The sequence below is a fragment of the Polaribacter sp. Z014 genome (genome assembly GCF_023555435.1).
Taxonomy (GTDB): domain Bacteria; phylum Bacteroidota; class Bacteroidia; order Flavobacteriales; family Flavobacteriaceae; genus Polaribacter.
Genome location: NZ_JALCZP010000002.1, coordinates 1 through 16,664 on the forward strand (window position 1 = coordinate 1; position 16,664 = coordinate 16,664).

General features: G+C 31.0%; 14 protein-coding genes. 2 read left to right on the forward strand and 12 right to left on the reverse strand.

What is annotated here, in order from left to right; all coding sequences use genetic code 11:
* Positions 1 to 64: 64 nt before the first annotated feature.
* Genes MPF19_RS03605 through MPF19_RS03615 form a run of 3 tightly spaced genes read right to left on the reverse strand, consistent with a single transcriptional unit; the run spans position 65 to position 3,407 of the window.
* The gene (locus MPF19_RS03605) at positions 65 to 934 is read right to left on the reverse strand and encodes a class II fructose-bisphosphate aldolase (RefSeq protein WP_249986808.1); all 870 of its coding nucleotides are present in this window, start codon (positions 932 to 934) and stop codon (positions 65 to 67) included.
* Between the two features lie 9 nt (positions 935 to 943).
* On the reverse strand, positions 944 to 2,500 hold the full coding sequence (locus MPF19_RS03610) for an L-fucose/L-arabinose isomerase family protein (RefSeq protein WP_249986809.1): 1,557 nt from the start codon (positions 2,498 to 2,500) through the stop codon (positions 944 to 946).
* 4 nt (positions 2,501 to 2,504) lie between these two features.
* The gene (locus MPF19_RS03615) at positions 2,505 to 3,407 is read right to left on the reverse strand and encodes a carbohydrate kinase family protein (protein ID WP_203393145.1); all 903 of its coding nucleotides are present in this window, start codon (positions 3,405 to 3,407) and stop codon (positions 2,505 to 2,507) included.
* 134 nt (positions 3,408 to 3,541) lie between these two features.
* Here MPF19_RS03615 and MPF19_RS03620 point away from each other — a divergent pair, with 134 nt between their 5' ends.
* Positions 3,542 to 4,387, forward strand: coding sequence for an AraC family transcriptional regulator (locus MPF19_RS03620; protein WP_249986810.1), 846 nt, complete (start codon positions 3,542 to 3,544; stop codon positions 4,385 to 4,387).
* Positions 4,388 to 4,687: 300 nt separating this feature from the next.
* Here MPF19_RS03620 and MPF19_RS03625 read toward each other — a convergent pair whose 3' ends face one another.
* Genes MPF19_RS03625 through MPF19_RS03635 form a run of 3 tightly spaced genes read right to left on the reverse strand, consistent with a single transcriptional unit; the run spans position 4,688 to position 8,476 of the window.
* A complete protein-coding gene (locus MPF19_RS03625) occupies positions 4,688 to 6,835 on the reverse strand; it encodes a glycoside hydrolase family 3 N-terminal domain-containing protein (RefSeq protein WP_249986811.1) in 2,148 nt (715 codons plus the stop codon).
* A 57-nt stretch (positions 6,836 to 6,892) separates the two neighbouring features.
* Entirely contained in the window at positions 6,893 to 7,552 is a 660-nt protein-coding gene (locus MPF19_RS03630) for a 3-keto-disaccharide hydrolase (protein ID WP_249986812.1), read from the reverse strand.
* Between the two features lie 3 nt (positions 7,553 to 7,555).
* Positions 7,556 to 8,476, reverse strand: a complete 921-nt coding sequence (locus tag MPF19_RS03635) for a ThuA domain-containing protein (protein WP_249986813.1) — start codon at positions 8,474 to 8,476, stop codon at positions 7,556 to 7,558.
* Between the two features lie 345 nt (positions 8,477 to 8,821).
* On the opposite strand from MPF19_RS03635, the gene MPF19_RS03640 reads away from it, so the two are divergent.
* A complete protein-coding gene (locus MPF19_RS03640) occupies positions 8,822 to 9,592 on the forward strand; it encodes a carbohydrate-binding family 9-like protein (RefSeq protein ID WP_249986814.1) in 771 nt (256 codons plus the stop codon).
* A gap of 18 nt (positions 9,593 to 9,610) precedes the next feature.
* Here MPF19_RS03640 and MPF19_RS03645 read toward each other — a convergent pair whose 3' ends face one another.
* From MPF19_RS03645 to MPF19_RS03670, 6 genes are all read right to left on the reverse strand, one after another.
* Positions 9,611 to 10,408, reverse strand: coding sequence for an alpha/beta hydrolase (locus tag MPF19_RS03645; protein ID WP_249986815.1), 798 nt, complete (start codon positions 10,406 to 10,408; stop codon positions 9,611 to 9,613).
* Positions 10,409 to 10,416: 8 nt separating this feature from the next.
* Complete coding sequence (locus tag MPF19_RS03650; RefSeq protein ID WP_249986816.1) at positions 10,417 to 12,918, reverse strand: glycoside hydrolase family 2 TIM barrel-domain containing protein; 2,502 nt, start codon at positions 12,916 to 12,918, stop codon at positions 10,417 to 10,419.
* Positions 12,919 to 12,934: 16 nt separating this feature from the next.
* Positions 12,935 to 13,804: a LamG domain-containing protein gene (locus MPF19_RS03655; RefSeq protein WP_249986817.1), complete on the reverse strand. Its 870-nt coding sequence runs from the start codon at positions 13,802 to 13,804 to the stop codon at positions 12,935 to 12,937.
* A 23-nt stretch (positions 13,805 to 13,827) separates the two neighbouring features.
* Positions 13,828 to 14,943, reverse strand: a complete 1,116-nt coding sequence (locus MPF19_RS03660; protein WP_249986818.1) for a Zn-dependent alcohol dehydrogenase — start codon at positions 14,941 to 14,943, stop codon at positions 13,828 to 13,830.
* Positions 14,944 to 15,102: 159 nt separating this feature from the next.
* Positions 15,103 to 16,344: an NAD(P)/FAD-dependent oxidoreductase gene (locus MPF19_RS03665; protein WP_249986819.1), complete on the reverse strand. Its 1,242-nt coding sequence runs from the start codon at positions 16,342 to 16,344 to the stop codon at positions 15,103 to 15,105.
* Between the two features lie 6 nt (positions 16,345 to 16,350).
* Positions 16,351 to 16,659 (reverse strand): 2Fe-2S iron-sulfur cluster-binding protein, encoded by a 309-nt coding sequence (locus MPF19_RS03670; RefSeq protein WP_203393136.1) that lies wholly within the window; start codon positions 16,657 to 16,659, stop codon positions 16,351 to 16,353.
* Between the last annotated feature and the right edge of the window lie 5 nt (positions 16,660 to 16,664).

The following is a 16,664-nucleotide window of genomic DNA, read 5'->3' on the forward strand; positions in this document are numbered from 1 at the left end:
TTCATAAGTATGTAAAATTTAAAATTAATAAAAAAATCTCAGGTTAATTAATTAACCTGAGATTTTAAAACTTACACACTTTATGAGACAGTGCCCTTTTAAAATTAACAGCTTCTAATCTATTTAAAACTACATCTTTAATTCTAGGAATTACATCTTTCATTAAAAATGGAGGATATGCAGCGTTAAGATCTTTGCCCATTTCTTTATATAATTCTTTCATATAAGTGGTATGAACAATGGTTCCTACATTCAATTTTGCAACTCCCATTGTAATTGCCTTTTGAATGTCTAAATCAGGGATTCCTGTTCCGCCATGTAATACTAATGGGTTTGGAATAGCTTCGGCTATTTCTAGTAATCTATCAAAATGAATTTTTGGAGTTGTTGGAGTAAAACCGTGTGCGGTACCAATTCCTACAGCCATAATATGTGGGTTTGCTTCTTCTACAATTGCTTTTACATCTGCAACACTTGCTAAGAAATCATCATCAGATTTAATAACAACACCTCTTCCCATTATTTTACCAATTTCAGCTTCTACTAAAACACCTGAAGATTCTGCGTATCTAGTAACTTCTTTGGTCATAGCTATGTTCTCTTTCAAGCTTTTTTGAGAACCATCAATCATTACAGAATCATAACCATCATCAATTGCTTTTTTACACATATCTACAGAAACACTATGATCTAAGTGAAGATAAATAGGTTGTTTTGTGTAAGGTTGTATACCTTCTAACATTTTTTTGCATAAATAACTAGAGTTAAGTTCTACAACCGGAGGATAGGTCATTACCATTACTGGGCAATTTGCTTCTTCTGCAGCTAGAGCAACAGCTTTCATATCGTAAATGTCGTTTACGTTAAACCCGATTAAACATTTTTGTGCAGCTCTATAGTCCTTTTGTAATTGTATTAAATTTTGTTTTTTCATGTTTTATTTTTAAAAGTTAAGTTTTTTTTGAATACTTCTACCTGTTGTTCCAGGTTTTACAAACTCCAGGTTTTCTATGTTTGCCCAATGATTAAATTCTTTTAGATCTTCTTGTATATGACCTCTTCCAATTATCCAATGGTGATCTAATCCATTACTTAAGATAGTACCAACAATTGCTGAGGCTTTTTCATTTTTGGGAGATACTTCTCCGTAAGCACCTCTAAATCGCATTGGAGAATCTATAATTTCACCTTCAAAAGAAAGCATACTAGAAGCGTGAGGATATTGATATTTAGCAATTGTGATGTCTCCTTTTTCTAATAAAAACTCTAGCAACATTCCATAAGATTGTTCCTCATCATAATTATCTAAAATACTATGGTTTCTAATTTCAAACTTTGTACCTTTTCTCATCAATCTTGTAGAAGAACCGCCACAATGCCACATTCCTAATTTATTTTCTTTATCATTAAGAATAGACATGTCTGTTAATGTAGGTAATGAATTTCCGTTACTAATTTCATTCATAGTAACCATGGTTATTAAAGCTCCCATATCAGATTCATCTGCAACAGGAATTCCTAAATCTTGTACTAAAGCTCCAGCTCCATCCCCTGCAATTTGATAATTATCAAATAATTCTGGCCAATTTTTTAGTGCAATTCCAATATAATCTCCTTCTCGAGCATAATTTGCAATGGCTAAACTAAAACGAACAGATAAAAACAATTCTCTTTTGCTTACACCTTGGTACTTACAAAGCTTAGAATTAATCAATTTTTGTACAATGGCATCTACATCTTCGTTTTTAAATTGTTCTCCATGTTTCCAAACAGTTTCAATATCTACTCTATCAACAGCCAAACCTAGATGTTTGCTAATAGACATTTCATTTAATTCGCAGTCATAAAAACCAGGAACTCTCATACCTCCAACCATTAAAATGGTGGCATGTTGCATTCTTTTTTTTGCACTTACTACTCTAATAAATTTGTCTAAAATAAGATCTAGTTGTTTAGATTTTGGTCTGTCAAAAACCCAAGAATATTTTACTTCTAGAGAATTTAAGATGTTTAGTAAAAAGTTTTGTCCACATAATCTGTTAGCGGTTAATCTTCCTCCTGTAACTTCATCATGAGACCAACTTAATAAAGGCATTTTGTTTTCTCGTAACCAATTTCCTATAGCTAAAGCCAAATCACCAGAGATGTAAGAAGCCTGGTAAATAATTAAGCCACTCATATCTTCGGTCTTAAAATTATTTAAGGCTTCTAATACAGCTTTTTTAGTTTGAATAGGTTCTTTTAAAGCTAATAATTGATTGTTAGAACCAAATACACTTTTAATTTGTTCTGTAGCTTCTGTATAAGATTCTTTTGCTTTTTTCCAATCGAAATGTAGTTCAAAACCAATTCCAATTAATCCTATTTTTACATCTTTTTTTTCTGGAGCTTTACAAATAAGTTTCTCCATTTCTTCAGCTACCACACCTTTACGTTGTAGTATGTCTAAATTTAAATCTTTAGGTTTTAATACGGGTTTTTCTAAGACATCTGTTGCCATAATTTTATTTTTTTAATAGTATTTGTTCCACTTCTTTAGTACTCGGAAAATAACTTCTCCCTCCAAAATGGGTTGCAATTATAGATGCATAAGCAGAAGCATATTCCAATCGTTTAGCTAAGTTTTTTCCTTTTAACAAAGCCGATGCATAAGCGCCATGAAAAGCATCTCCACAACCAGTAGTATCTACAACTTCAGTAGGAAAAGCAGCTTGATGAATAATTCTTTCATTTTCTAAAGCCCAACTTCCATTAGCACCATCAGTAATTACTAATTGTCCATTGGTTATTAAACTCAATGCATTGATGCATTCTTCTGGTAAGTCTAATTCAGTAATCATTTGAGCTCCTTCTAGTGGCAGAATAATATGACTACCTAAAGAAATCATTTTTTTTAATACAGAAATATCTCCAGCTTCAATATCTAAAACAGAGGGAATGTTATGTTTATTAGCAATTTTTAGAAGTTCTAAATTTCCAACAACATCATAACCATCTACTAATAATAATTTACTGTTTTTAATCCAATCTTCATTAATATCTTTTGGTAGAAGTGGTTTGTAGTTATTTGTTGAGTAATAAACGGTACGATCTCCATTTTTAGTATTTATTTCAACAACAGCAATTGCAGGTTGAAAATCTGGATTGTTAATTAATAACGAGGTGTCAACATTATACCTTTTTAGTTCTTCTCTAGCGATTAAACTTAAAGTATTGTCTGCTTTATATCCTAAAAACGCTGTCTTTAAATTGTTTTGAGCAATAACACAAGCAGCATTTCCTGCAGGAGCACCCCCTTGAATAATTATTTTTGAAACTTCGTGTTTTGATCCTAAATTTACATTTAAAGGAACCTCAGCTAAAATATCTACAACCATCATCCCAGAAACTATTACATCAAATTTCATGTTATTCTCTTTTAAATTATAGAGTAAAATTACGACTGATTTAGATGAGGTATTAAATACATATTTAGTTGTAAAGTGTACTATTTTTCCGTATATTTTATGTAATAATTTTTTTATTCGAAAATATATACATATTGAAAGCTGTTTTTGAACCCATTTCTAATACTACTAATCAATCTTTTCATTATCGAGTTTTCGAAAAATTAGAGTTTGGAACTCCTTGGCATTATCATCCTGAATGGGAACTAACATTTATTACTGAAAGCAGAGGGATAAGAAGTGTTGGGAATTCTATACAAGCATATCAACCAGGAGAATTAGTCTTATTAGGGCCCAATTTACCTCATTGTTGGAAAACAAATAGAAGTACAAAAGAACTTGCTAAATCTACTGTAATTCAATTTAGAAAAGATGTATTAGGAGATGGATGGATGGATAAAGATGAGTTTTCTTTGATAAAAAAAATGTTGATTAGTAGTAACTACGGATTAGTATTCAATGAAATTATTGCAAAAGATATTGGTGCAAAAATGATTTCTATGAAAGAAACATCTACAACACTTCGATTAATAGAATTTATAAAATTACTTCATGAATTATCTTTAGAAAAATATGAGGTATTAAGTTTAGGTGCACGTTTTAATGTCAATTCTTTGGTTTCAGATAGAATTAGAAATATTATCAATTTTGTAGATGAAAATTATCAAAATAAAATAGAAGCTTCGCAATTAGGAGATTTGGTTTTTATGACTCCAGTTTCGTTTTCTAAATTTTTTAAGAGGTCATTTAATAAAACTTTTACTTCTTATTTAAATGAATATAGGGTTAGTAAAGCTTGCGAATTTTTAAAAGAATCTGAAATTTCTGTTGAACAAATAGCTTTTGAAACAGGTTATCCAAACCTTTCTTTTTTTCATAGAAAATTCAAGTTATTTACAAAGCAAACACCTGCCCAATATAGAGCAACATTTTTTAAGTAAAAAAGAATTTATAGGTTTTTAATATAATTTTATGTTTACAGTGCTTTATAATTCTTGTGTTTAGTTTTGTATAGTTTTTGTCAAGTCTATAAATGCCTTTAAACTTGTAATTCATTGTTAAATTTGTAAATCTATAAAACCATTCAAATAAATACATGAATAAGCACCTAAAAAAAACGAAGAGATTAGATTTTTTATAATTTAATCCTGTTTTCAAAGAAATCTAAAAATTGGTTTAAGTGTTCTAAATAGTTTTGGGTACGTTTAGACGAAATATAGTTAGCTACTCTAAAAATATTATTACTCAATTTCAAATGTACCTTTCAAGCCTTTATCAGAATTGGTACTTATCCAAATATTAAATTTACCAGGTTCTATTATTGGGTTAAAATCGTCGTTAAGTACTGTTAAATCATTAGTTTTTAATGTGAAATTCACCACTTTCGATTCATTAGGAGCTAGCGTAATCTTTCGGAACCCTTTTAATTCTTTCACGGGTCTGGTTGTAGATCCCACAATATCTTGTACATATAATTGCACAATTTCTGTTCCCTGAACATTACTATTATTTGTAATTTTCGCAGAAATAAGGAGCGAGTCTTTACGGTTTAATTTTTCTTTGGATACTATCAAATTATCATATTCAAAGTTAGAATAACTTAGCCCAAAGCCAAACGGAAATAAAGGTTTAGACGTTTCATCTCTATAATTAGATTGATGAGGTCTTCCGCTATTTCTCTGATTATAATAGACAGGTATTTGACCTACTGATTTTGGAAAACTAGTTGTCAATTTACCTGACGGATTGCTTTTTCCATAAATTAAATCTGCTAAAGCATTACCTGTTTCAATACCAGGATGCCAACCAATTAATACGGCCTCAGAAGATTCTAAAACTCCTGTTAAATCAAGAGGACGACCATTAAATACTACTGTGATAATTGGTTTTTCTTTTTTCTTTAGTTTATTTAAAAAAGCTTCTTGATTGTTAGGTAATTTAATATTTGTACGTGAATGATTTTCACCAAACAAAGTTGAGCTTTCACCAACACAGGCAATTATAACATCTGTTTTAGAATTTACCTCTTTAGTTATTGTAATGTAGCTATCGGCATTATTTTTTAATCCAGAATAGGGGGTAACTACTTCTTCATTTTTTCCTAAAGATTGCCACCAACCCATAACATTCGTTTCATTGGCAAATAAACCAACAACAGCAATATTAATCTTCTTGTTTTTTAAGGGTAATATATTTTCTTTATTTTTTAACAATACCATAGATTCACTTGCAATCTGTCTTGCTAATTTTCTTTTTTCTAAAGTAGGATTTGCTTTATCTATATTAGTAAGAGAGGTATAAGGATTTTTAAATAAACCTTTTTTATATTTGACAAATAAGATTCTTCGAACGGCCTCATCAATAATATTTTCTGAAAGATTGTTGGCTTTAACTTCCTCAGTAAGTTCTTGATATGTAAGAGTTTTCATTTCCATATCAACTCCGGCATTGATAGCCAAAAGTGCTGCTTCCCTTTTATCAGAAGCAATACCGTGTTTTATCAGTTCTTCTACAGCATCCCAGTCGCTAACAACAAAACCATTAAAGTTCATTTTTTCCTTTAAAGTTTCTCGGATGTATTTTTTATTTGCTGTGGCGGGCACTCCATTAATATCATTAAAAGCAGACATTACAGTTAAAGCACCAGCATTAACACCAGCTTCAAATGAAGGTAAATAAACTTCATGCATTGTTCTGTCGGATATTTCTGTGTATTGATAGTCTCGACCTCCGGTTGCTGCACCATAACCAACAAAATGCTTTAAACAAGCAATTACTTTGCCTTCGCTTGAAACATCTGTACCCTGAAAACCGTTTACAGCAGCTTTACTAAAAACAGCATTTAGGTAAGTATCTTCACCATATGACTCTGCAATACGTCCCCAACGAGGATCTCTTGAAACATCTACCATAGGAGCAAAAGCCCAATCAACTCCATTCGCTGCTGCTTCTGATGCTGCAACGGAATTAGCTCTTTCAATTAATTTTGGAGACCATGTGCATGATTGCGCAAGACTTATTGGAAAAATAGTACGAAACCCATGTATAACATCATGTCCAAAGATAATAGGAATTCCTAGCCTGGTTTCTTCAATCGCTATTTTCTGAATCTTGTTTCTTTCTTTTACAGTATAAAAATTTTTTCTGCCATTAAGTAAAGATCCAACTTGTCCGTTTTTAATATCATCAGATAATTTATTATCTAATCCTGCTGAAAATCTTTGTGAAAGCTGTCCTACCTTTTCTTCAAGACTCATTAATTTTAGTAAACTATCAACTTTAGACATAATTAATTCATCCCCTTTAATTTCATTACTTTCTGGAGTGGTATTACATGCTAATAGAAAAGTTAAAGTGATACTGAAAAAGATAATTTTTAGATTATTCATGCTATTTAATATAAGGTATTCATTTTTATTTTATAAGTATTACAAATTATTCTAATGTTATAATTTAGAAAACTTTGAAGGAAATTTTGTAATAGGTGTTATCTTCATATTTTTATAATACACTTCTGCAGCTTCAGATTGTATTTGAATTTTACCTCTAGTTACAGGTATAGTTTTACCAGCAAGGTTGTAACGAGTATTTTTTATTCTATTAACAACATGCCCATTTACTAAATGAATACTTTCATTATCTAAACAGTAAATTTCTAAGGTATTCCATGCGCCATTAGGGTTTTCATATAAAGAAGATTTAGTTGATCTTCCAGATTCAAAACCAGTAGCGTATTTTAAAGGAATTTCTTTTCCTTTAGGATTGTATATAAAAAAGGGTTTTCCTTTTTTGTTTAACTTTCTATCAGCAGGTACATCTCCATAGACATCGCCCAAAGCAATAAAATCTCCACAATCTCCTTCTTGTATTTGAAACTCTAAAGAAGCCATCCAAGTGTTCCAAAATGCTCCATGAACTCCTTTAGCATGATATAAAATACCGCTATCTCTTTTGCCTTTTATGCGAGGTTCCCATTTTTTTTCTCCCCATTTAAATTGGGTGGTAAAATGATAATTACCATATTCATTTTTAGAGGTTAACCCTCCGTATATTTCACCACTAATTTTTAAAACGTTTTTGTTATTTTCTTTGATGATAGAAAACACTTTTTACGGATCATTATTTAAACCCATTGGTTTTCCTTTTGTGACATCTTTAGATTTTTCAAAATTGATATCCACCGAAGGATGAACAGCTCCTATCCAAACATCCCATTTAGACAAGTTTGAATCTAATAAATCTTCGCCATTTTTATCAATAGCAACATTCTTTTCTTTTATAGTCCATAAAATTCCTTCTTTTAAATGTTGTAGAAAATCGGTATTTGTATATGCTTCTTTGGTGTGTCCCATTCCGGTATAAAAAATACGACCACCTTGAAAATGATGATACCAAGAAATAGCATGTTTTGTCCCCATCCTTTTACCTGAATAAGACGTTTCATCCAATTCTAATAATACATTGACATGTTTTGCAGCAGGTTTTTTAAAATTGTACCATTCATCAAATACTTCAAATGTATCATTGTAATGCGCTATTGCAGCATGGTTACTTTCTTTATTAACTTTTAGCGTAGCTTTTTGTTGTTTTGGATGCGATTTAAATTGTGCTCCAATCATTTGTTCATAAAAAGGCCAATCGTATTCAGTGTCGGTAGCAGCATGAATACCAACAAAACCACCGCCTTCATTTATGTATTTTTCAAAATCTTTTTCTTGTTGATTATTTAAGACATTACCTGTAGTGTTTAAAAAAACAAGTGTTTTATATTTTTTTAAATTCTGATAATTAAATTGTAAAGAATCTTCTGTAGTATCTGTTTTCCATCCATTTTCTTGTCCTAATTTTTTGATGGCTGTAATCCCTTCTGTAATAGATTTGTGTCTGTATCCATTTGTTTTTGAGAAAATTAAAATGGTGTTTTCTGTCTTTTTAGAAAAAGTGTTGTATTGTTTTTTTACTTTACAGCTAATAATTAAACTGAAAAAAAATATTGTAAGTAGTGTAGTTTTTATAATTGGTTTTTTCATTTTTAGTTGTCTTGTTTTGGAATTATTTATAAGATAAAGATAGTAGTTTGTTTAAAGTTTTTTTTTAATGATTAGTTATTCAAATAAACTAATTAAATATAATCTTAAGGAAAACAAAATGTCTTTGTAAAACAACTGATGTTCTTTTTCTGAATTAACTGTTTTATTCCTTCTTGTTTAAATCTAAATAATTCATTTTTTTTGAGAGTGGATAAATTACAATTAATTGATGATGAAAACGGATTAGATAATAGGTGGTGTTAAAAAGATGATTGATGATGTTAAAAGTTAACAATTAGTACGTTATTGCATTTCAAATAAATATTAAAAACTAAAATATCTATTATGAAAAACTTTAAAGCTTATGGTATCATTTTTTGTTTGTTTATAATGATTTTCGTGGTTATAACTAGATGTCAAAAAGCAATACCAGAGCCGCCCATATTTAAAGTTTCTAAAACAAATGAGCCAATAATTATTGATGGAAAAATGGATGAAGCTATTTGGTCTAAAACGGAAAGCAGAACATTTGATTTTACTTATAATGATGAGAAGCCCAGTGATAAACAAAAAACAACACTTAGAATGTTATGGGATGAAAATAACCTATACCTTTTTTATGAATTGGAAGATAAATATTTAAATGCTAGAGAGACAGAAAGAGATGGTGCACCTTATTTTGATGATTGTGCAGAAATATTTATTATTCCTACTTCAGAAAGCTTAGATACGCATTTTTGCTTTGAAATTAATTTATTTAAAGCAGTAAATGATCTGCTTTATTTTAATGATTATTATCAAGGAACTAATACGGCTCTTAAAACGTTTAATCCAGATCATCAAGTTGAAGTGGTATATAATGGTACTGTAAATAATAATAGTGATATAGATAAGGGATGGACTATGGAATTAAAAATCCCGTTAACTACTTTTGGTTTTTTAAGTAAATTTGAGCCCGTACAAGAGGGAAATAAATGGCGGTTTTTAGCAATTAGACAAGAAAGAAACGAAGCAGAGGGAGAACGTAGAATTACTTCTACAATTTTTCCTATTTATGATATTTCAAAAGACGTTCATCAACCAGATAAATTTGGTTTAATGGAGTTTGTTAATTAGTAGTGGTTCTATAAAGTATTATCGGTTTTTATTAAAAAAAAGCAAGGTTTTTTCTAAGTTTTTCACCCAATAAGGCCATTCATGACTTCCTTTGAATTCTTCAAATATATGTGGAATATTAGCTGTTAAAAGTTCCTCATGTAGTAATTTATTAGCTGGAAATAGACAGTCACTAACCCCACAATCAAAACGAATAGGAGGTAAGCTGTTTTTATTATCTTTTAGAATGTCTATTATATTAGGAGTTTTACTTTCTTTTAAATACTCATCTAAAGGATCATCTGTAAAAAGTTGCATTTGTTCTAATTTGGTAATAGAACTATGACCAGAAATAGCTTTAAATTTCTCAGGAAATCTTCCGCCTAAAGATAAAGCGCCATAACCTCCCATAGACAAACCGCCAATACAGGTTGAGTTAGAATTCTTTGCTTCAGGAATATTTTCTTTAATAGCCATAATAACATCATTCACAATCCAATTATCAAACTGTTTTTGATGATGAGAAAAATAAGCAGAACTATCTTCCCAAAGTCCGTCTGAAGGCATTGCAATTATAGCGGGTTTTATAGTTCCGTTTTGCATTAATCTTTCAGCGGTTTTATGAGCGCCTCCTTTTAGCGCCCAAATCCAAGCACTTCCATAAACGCCATGTAATAAGATATAAATTGGTAAATCATCCAGATTATCCACTTGTGGTACATACAAACAAATATCTCCTCTACCTTTTAAATTAGGCGTTTTTACGGTTAAAAATCTTAGTCCTTGAGATTCGAAACTAGAATCTGAAAGTTCTACAGTTTTAAAGCTTGATGCCATATAAATTTTTAATTTATAATTAATGAATTGCTGGTTCCTTGTAATTTCTTCGATTTAATGGCAACTTTAATAGTTCCTTTTTCTTTCGATTTCACAAAAATAGCTGCTTGTCCGTTAAAGAATTTTCTTTCGGGTTTCGATAAGTTTTGCAAATTGGTTGGATCTCCATTTCCTGATGCTAAAAATGTAGCGGCTCCATCAACTTGTATGTGCATGTTCTCATTGTAATTTACACATAAATTGCCGTTTTTATCTAAAACAGAAATTATATAAACACCAACTTCTCCGTTTTTAATGGTTTTTAATTCTGGTTTTATTTCTATATGATGAGGCTCACCGGCAGTAACTCGTGTCACTTCAGCAACTTTCTTTCCTTTTTTATTATAAGCTACAATTTTAGCTTCTCCAGGTTCATAAACTACAGCATCCCAAACAATAGCATAGGCTTTAAATAAATCCCAATTACCACCTCCAGAAGCAGATTTGTCTATAGAATTACTTTCGTACTCATGATTTTTTAATGGTTTTTTAGTTTGAATTCCATAGCTTTTTCCATTCACAAATAATTCAGCTTTTTCATAAGAAGTATAACATACAACTGGAATTTCTTTACCTTTCATTTCAGGTAAAGTCCAATGAGGAAAAAAGTGTAGTACATCTTTATCCTTTTTCCATTGTGTTTGATATAGGTAGAATTTATCTTTTTCTAAACCAATAAAATCAACTGGCGCAAAATAAGAACTTCTAGCTTTTACTTCGTGATAAGGAGAAGGTTCTCCTAAATAATCATAACCCGTCCAAACAAATTCGCCATAAACACTTGTGTTTTTGTCTTGTGCAGCAAACTCTTTATAAGCAGGATATCCCCAAGAAACATTGGTAGTTTCATAGTTACCAGGATAACCATCTTTATAAGTATTTGTATTTAAAGAGTTTCCTCTTTTCGTATGAATGGTATCAAAAACTACTGGGAATTTATAGCTGTTTCTAACACTAACAGATCCACCGGTTTCACTTGCGAAAAATTTTAAATTCGGATATTCTTTTCTTATTTGATTATAAATACCAGGTTTATAATTAAAGGCTGCAACATCAACTATTTCGGCCATTCCGCTTTTTAAAGAACCAGAAGCTGAGTTAAAACCAGCAGTTGTAGCACGCGTTGTATCTAAAGTTTTTACAATTTTATTTAAGTAATCGGTTATATTATTTGGATCGTGTTTATATTGCTCCATAATTTCATTACCAATACTCCACATTATAATACTTGGGTGATTTCTATCACGCAAAATCATATCTGTTAAGTCTGTTTTAGCCCATTTGTCAAAATGTTTAGAATACCCATTCATTACTTTACCAATTTGCCATTCGTCAAAAGCTTCATCAATGGCTAAAAGTCCCATTTCATCACAAATATCTAAAGCTTCTGGAGCAGGAGGATTGTGAGAAAAACGAATTGCGTTTACACCCATTTCTTTCATCTTTTTCATCTGACGTACAAATAATTCTTTATGAAAAGCGGCACCAACAGGACCTAAATCATGATGCATATTAACACCTTTAAACCTTATTTTTTTATCGTTTAAATAAAAACCATCTACTTCAAAACGAATGCTTCTTATTCCAAAAGGTGTTGTGTAGGTATTAACAACTTTATCATTCTTTAAAATTGATGTTTTAAGTTGATATAAATTTGGCGTATCTAAATCCCAAAGTTTTGGTTTAGAAACTTTAAAGTTTTCAGAGATTTTAGTGTTTTTCTGAATGGTGATTTTTTTTGATTTTCTTTCGATTTGTTTTCCGTCAGGAGAAATGATTTCATTAATCATTGTATAATTTCCACTTCCTAAAACTTCAATATCTGCATGTACCTCAGCATGTCTTTTTGCAATAACAGGAGTCGTTACAAAAGTCCCCCAGGTTTTAACGTGCGTTTTATTAGTTTTAATTACGGATACTTTTCTATACAAACCAGCTCCAGGATACCAGCGAGATTGACTATTAAAATTTTCTAATCGAACTGCTATTGTATTATCTCCGGATTTTAGAAATTTTGTAATATCAAAATGAAAAGAAATATAACCAAAAGGACGTTCACCAACATATTGGCCATTTACATACACTTTTGCGTTGCTCATTGCGCCGTCAAAAAGAATCTGAACTTTTTCTTCTAATTCTGATTCCGTAATGTTATAATTTGTTCTGTACCAACCAATGCCAACATAAGGCAACGCACCAGACCTACCAGTTCTATATCTTGGCTTGGTTTCACCATCTTGTATTACAGTTGTTAATTGCACATCATGCGCAAAATTAAAATCTTGTTGCACTGCCCAATCATGAGGAACTGTTACGTTTTCCCAATCAGCATCATCAAAATCTTTTTGAAAAGCTGCACCATAATCGTAATTGGTGAATTTCCAATTTTTTAATAATTCGGTTTCTTGAGCAGATATTAAACTAAAAATGCTACTAAAAACAATAATTAAAATTGATGTTTTTCTATTCATAATAATTGGAATAAATTTAATTTTTATCTTCTAATTTATAAGTTCTGATGTAATCGATATAAGTTGTTCTGTCGTCTTTTGATGCACTTGCTACTTTCCCTCCATCTTCCGGAATAGGATTCCAATCATATTTTTCGATGGAAAAATGAAGAAATAATTCTTGGTTAAAATTGACTGGTGGATTTACAGTATAAACGTGTTTCCCGTCTAAATAGAACAACAATTCGGTTGGACTTTTCCACCAACAACCATACGTGTAATATTTATCTGAATTTTTAACCTCAGGATAAACAACGGCTTGACTACGAATTGCTTCATTACAATTGGTTTTCCTATGAATGGTATTTGAGTGCATTATTTTGTCCCATTTTTTGCCCCATTCTTCAGCTAAAGGAGAAATAGAACCGACAGATTCTGTAATATCTATTTCATGTTTAAAATCACAAATATTTTTAGACATCAGCCAGAAACCACCACCCATTTCTGTTTTATTCATTTTAAATTTGGCTTCAAAATAATGACCATAAGAGATTGATTTTAATGCTCTAATAATACCTCCATAATAATTATAAACTGAAGGCGTACTGTATTTATAACTTGTAAAAGTTTTATCTAATTTACCAACTTCAATTTCTAATTTTCCTTTATTAAGTGTAATCGAACTTTCTTTAAATAGGGCAGGAGGCCTTCCAATCCAACCAAAATCGGGATGTCCTTCAGGATCTGCAATCCATTTCCTTTTATCTAGTTTTTTTCCATTAAATTCATCAGAAAGATTTTTAATAACGGTCCACTTTTTTCCTTCGGTTGCTTTTATTTGCGCGCTAAAATTTGTTATAAAAATTAAAAAACTAATTAACACTAAAGCTTGAATTCTGTATTTCATAAAAATTAAGAATATTATATTAATTAATCAAAAACAATAACTCCTTTTGCATTTTTACCCGCTAACATATCATCAAAAGCCTGTTGTAAATCTTCTAAAGGATAGGTTCTGGTAATCATTTCATCTAATAATAAATCACCTTTATCATATAAATTTACCAATTTTGGGAAATCTATTTGTGGTCTACATTTTCCATATAATGGGTTGATGTAAATTTTATCCCATTCAAAAAGATTCATATCTATTGATATAGTTTCTTCAATACCACTAACTTGAACAGCAGTTCCTGCATTTCTAATCATTGCCAATGGCGCAGCGCCTAAAGCAGGAATAGCAGTACACTCAAAAGCATAATCAGCTCCTCTTCCTTCTGTTAATTTCTTAACTTCTTCTGATGCTTTCATCAATCCAACATCATTTTTATCTGCTAAAATAGTATGCGTTGCTCCAAATTGTTTAGCCATTTCTAAACGTTCTGCATTAATATCAATTGCAATTATTTTTGCTGCTCCAGATATTCTAGCACCTTGAATTACGTTTAAACCTACACCTCCAGTTCCTAAAATTACGGCAGAACTTCCCGCAGTAACTTTCGCCGTATTTACAGCAGAACCGTAACCTGTCATTACTCCACAACTAATAATACTTGCGGATGGCATTGGCATTTTACTTTCTAATTTTACACAAGCAGATTCTTTTACCAAAGCATATTCTGCAAGAGTACCAATATTAAAAGAACGCTCTATAGGTTGATTGTTCCATTTTGACCCTTCTAAATGCGCGTGACCAGGAGTAAATCCATTTCCTCCAGCGGTTACGGGCGAATTATTTTCACAAATATGTTGATTGCCTTCTTGACATTGAAAACATTTCATACAAGGAGTTGCCCAGTTTAAAATAACTTTATCACCAACTTTAAAATTCGTAACATCTGCACCAATTTCCGCTATAATTCCTGCACCTTCATGACCTAAAATAATTGGTTTTCCCCAAGTTAAAGAATCATGATCTGTATGACACAAACCAGCAGCTTTAATTTTTACAATAATTTCATCACTCTTTGGATCTGCAATTGTGATGGTATCAATAATAAAATTTCCATCTCCTGTAGCAATTGCAGATTTAGATTGTATGCTCATAGTTTTATTTTAATTTGTTTTTCATTTTGATAAAATGCGTTCAATTAGATTCCGTTTTTAGCTTTTAAACTAGTTCTCGATACGATTCCTCAAAAAATAGGAATCACTCGAACTGACATTTAGTAAACCATTTTAATTCAAAATGTGTATTGTTTTATTTTATAAAAAAGTAGTTGGTTTCATAGGTATTGAAACATCCACTAATTTTGTTTTGTCTATTTTTTGTTTTCCTTTGATAAACCTCGTTCCCAATACAAAGGCTTTCCCGTTGTTAATGGCATCTACAGCTAATAACTCATCATCTTTAAAATACCAAACAGAAAAACTAGTATTTTCTGTTGCTTCTTTTCTGATTAAAACATCATTGTAGCCGTTAGATAAACCAACCATTTGTAATTTTACATCATATTGATCTGACCAAAACCAAGGAATAGTATCATAAATAATTTCTTTACCACAAATTGAAGCTGCTGCAACTTTACTTTGGTCTACTGCATTTTGTACAGATTCTAAACGTAAATACCTTTTATAATGTGGATTGTAATGAAAAGTACAATCGCCAATTGAATAGATGTTTTCATCATTAGTTTGGGCGAATTCGTTTACTTTAATTCCTTGTTCAATGTCTAAATCAGCATTTTGAGCAAGCTCCGTATTTACTCGAATACCAACACCTACAATGATAATATCAGCATCAAAGGAAGTTGCATCATCACAAAAAACAGTATTTAAATCATTTTCTGTTTTTATCGAAGTAACATTCTTATTGGTTAGAATTTCTACGTTGTTTTGTTGATGGAGTTCCATAAAAAAATCTGACATAACTGGCGCAGTAACTCTTGCTAAAACACGTTCTTCCCTTTCTAATACGGTTACATTTGCGCCTATTTTTTTTAAGGAAGCTGCAGTTTCTAAACCAATATAACCACCACCAATAATTACAACCTTTTTTTCTTCGGATGTATCAATAGCACTTTTAATAGCCATAGCATCATCCGCAGTTCTCATCGGAAATAAATTAGTAGCACTTTCAATTCCAGAAATAGGAGGAATAAAAGGTCTTGCACCCGTTGCAATGATTAATTTATCATATTTTTGAGCACCTTCATTTTCAATAGAAATTGTTTTATCATCTCTATTGATAGCCGTTACTTTTACACCTAGCTTTAAAGTGATATTTTCCTTTTGATAAGTCTCTAACGGTTTTAAAAGATTGCTATTTAAATCACCATCAATAATATAAGATTTTGATAAAGGTGGTCTGTGATAAGGCGTATTTGGGTCTGAATCAAACAAAACAATTTCTCCTTGCCAACCTTCTTTTCTTAAATTGAAAGCAAAATTTACACCTGCATGACTTGCACCAATTACAACACAAACTTTATTTACTGAATCTAACATCAAAATTTATTTAGCAACTTTAAAAACAACACCGTCTAATGCTTCGCTCACCTGAATTTGGCAAGAAAGTCTGCTGTATTCGTTGGTTAAATCATCAAACTCTAACATATCATTTTCCATTTCTTCTGCTTGTCCTGTTTTTGACACAAATTCAGGTTCTACATGTACATGACACGTTGCGCAAGAGCAAACGCCACCACAATCACCATCAATTCCTTTAATGTTATTGTTTACAGCCAATTCCATTACAGAACCAGAAGTTCCTTCTACAGTTATTGATTCGTTGTCGCTTGTTATAAATGTTATTTTTGCCATCTTTT

Coding starts and splice junctions, on each gene's coding strand:
- MPF19_RS03605 (WP_249986808.1), bottom strand. CDS start 934: ATGAAAAAACAAAATTTAATACAATTACAAAAGGACTATAGAGCTGCA.
- MPF19_RS03610 (WP_249986809.1), bottom strand. CDS start 2,500: ATGGCAACAGATGTCTTAGAAAAACCCGTATTAAAACCTAAAGATTTA.
- MPF19_RS03615 (WP_203393145.1), bottom strand. CDS start 3,407: ATGAAATTTGATGTAATAGTTTCTGGGATGATGGTTGTAGATATTTTA.
- MPF19_RS03625 (WP_249986811.1), bottom strand. CDS start 6,835: ATGAATAATCTAAAAATTATCTTTTTCAGTATCACTTTAACTTTTCTA.
- MPF19_RS03635 (WP_249986813.1), bottom strand. CDS start 8,476: ATGAAAAAACCAATTATAAAAACTACACTACTTACAATATTTTTTTTC.
- MPF19_RS03640 (WP_249986814.1), top strand. CDS start 8,822: ATGAAAAACTTTAAAGCTTATGGTATCATTTTTTGTTTGTTTATAATG.
- MPF19_RS03645 (WP_249986815.1), bottom strand. CDS start 10,408: ATGGCATCAAGCTTTAAAACTGTAGAACTTTCAGATTCTAGTTTCGAA.
- MPF19_RS03650 (WP_249986816.1), bottom strand. CDS start 12,918: ATGAATAGAAAAACATCAATTTTAATTATTGTTTTTAGTAGCATTTTT.
- MPF19_RS03655 (WP_249986817.1), bottom strand. CDS start 13,804: ATGAAATACAGAATTCAAGCTTTAGTGTTAATTAGTTTTTTAATTTTT.
- MPF19_RS03660 (WP_249986818.1), bottom strand. CDS start 14,943: ATGAGCATACAATCTAAATCTGCAATTGCTACAGGAGATGGAAATTTT.
- MPF19_RS03665 (WP_249986819.1), bottom strand. CDS start 16,344: ATGTTAGATTCAGTAAATAAAGTTTGTGTTGTAATTGGTGCAAGTCAT.
- MPF19_RS03670 (WP_203393136.1), bottom strand. CDS start 16,659: ATGGCAAAAATAACATTTATAACAAGCGACAACGAATCAATAACTGTA.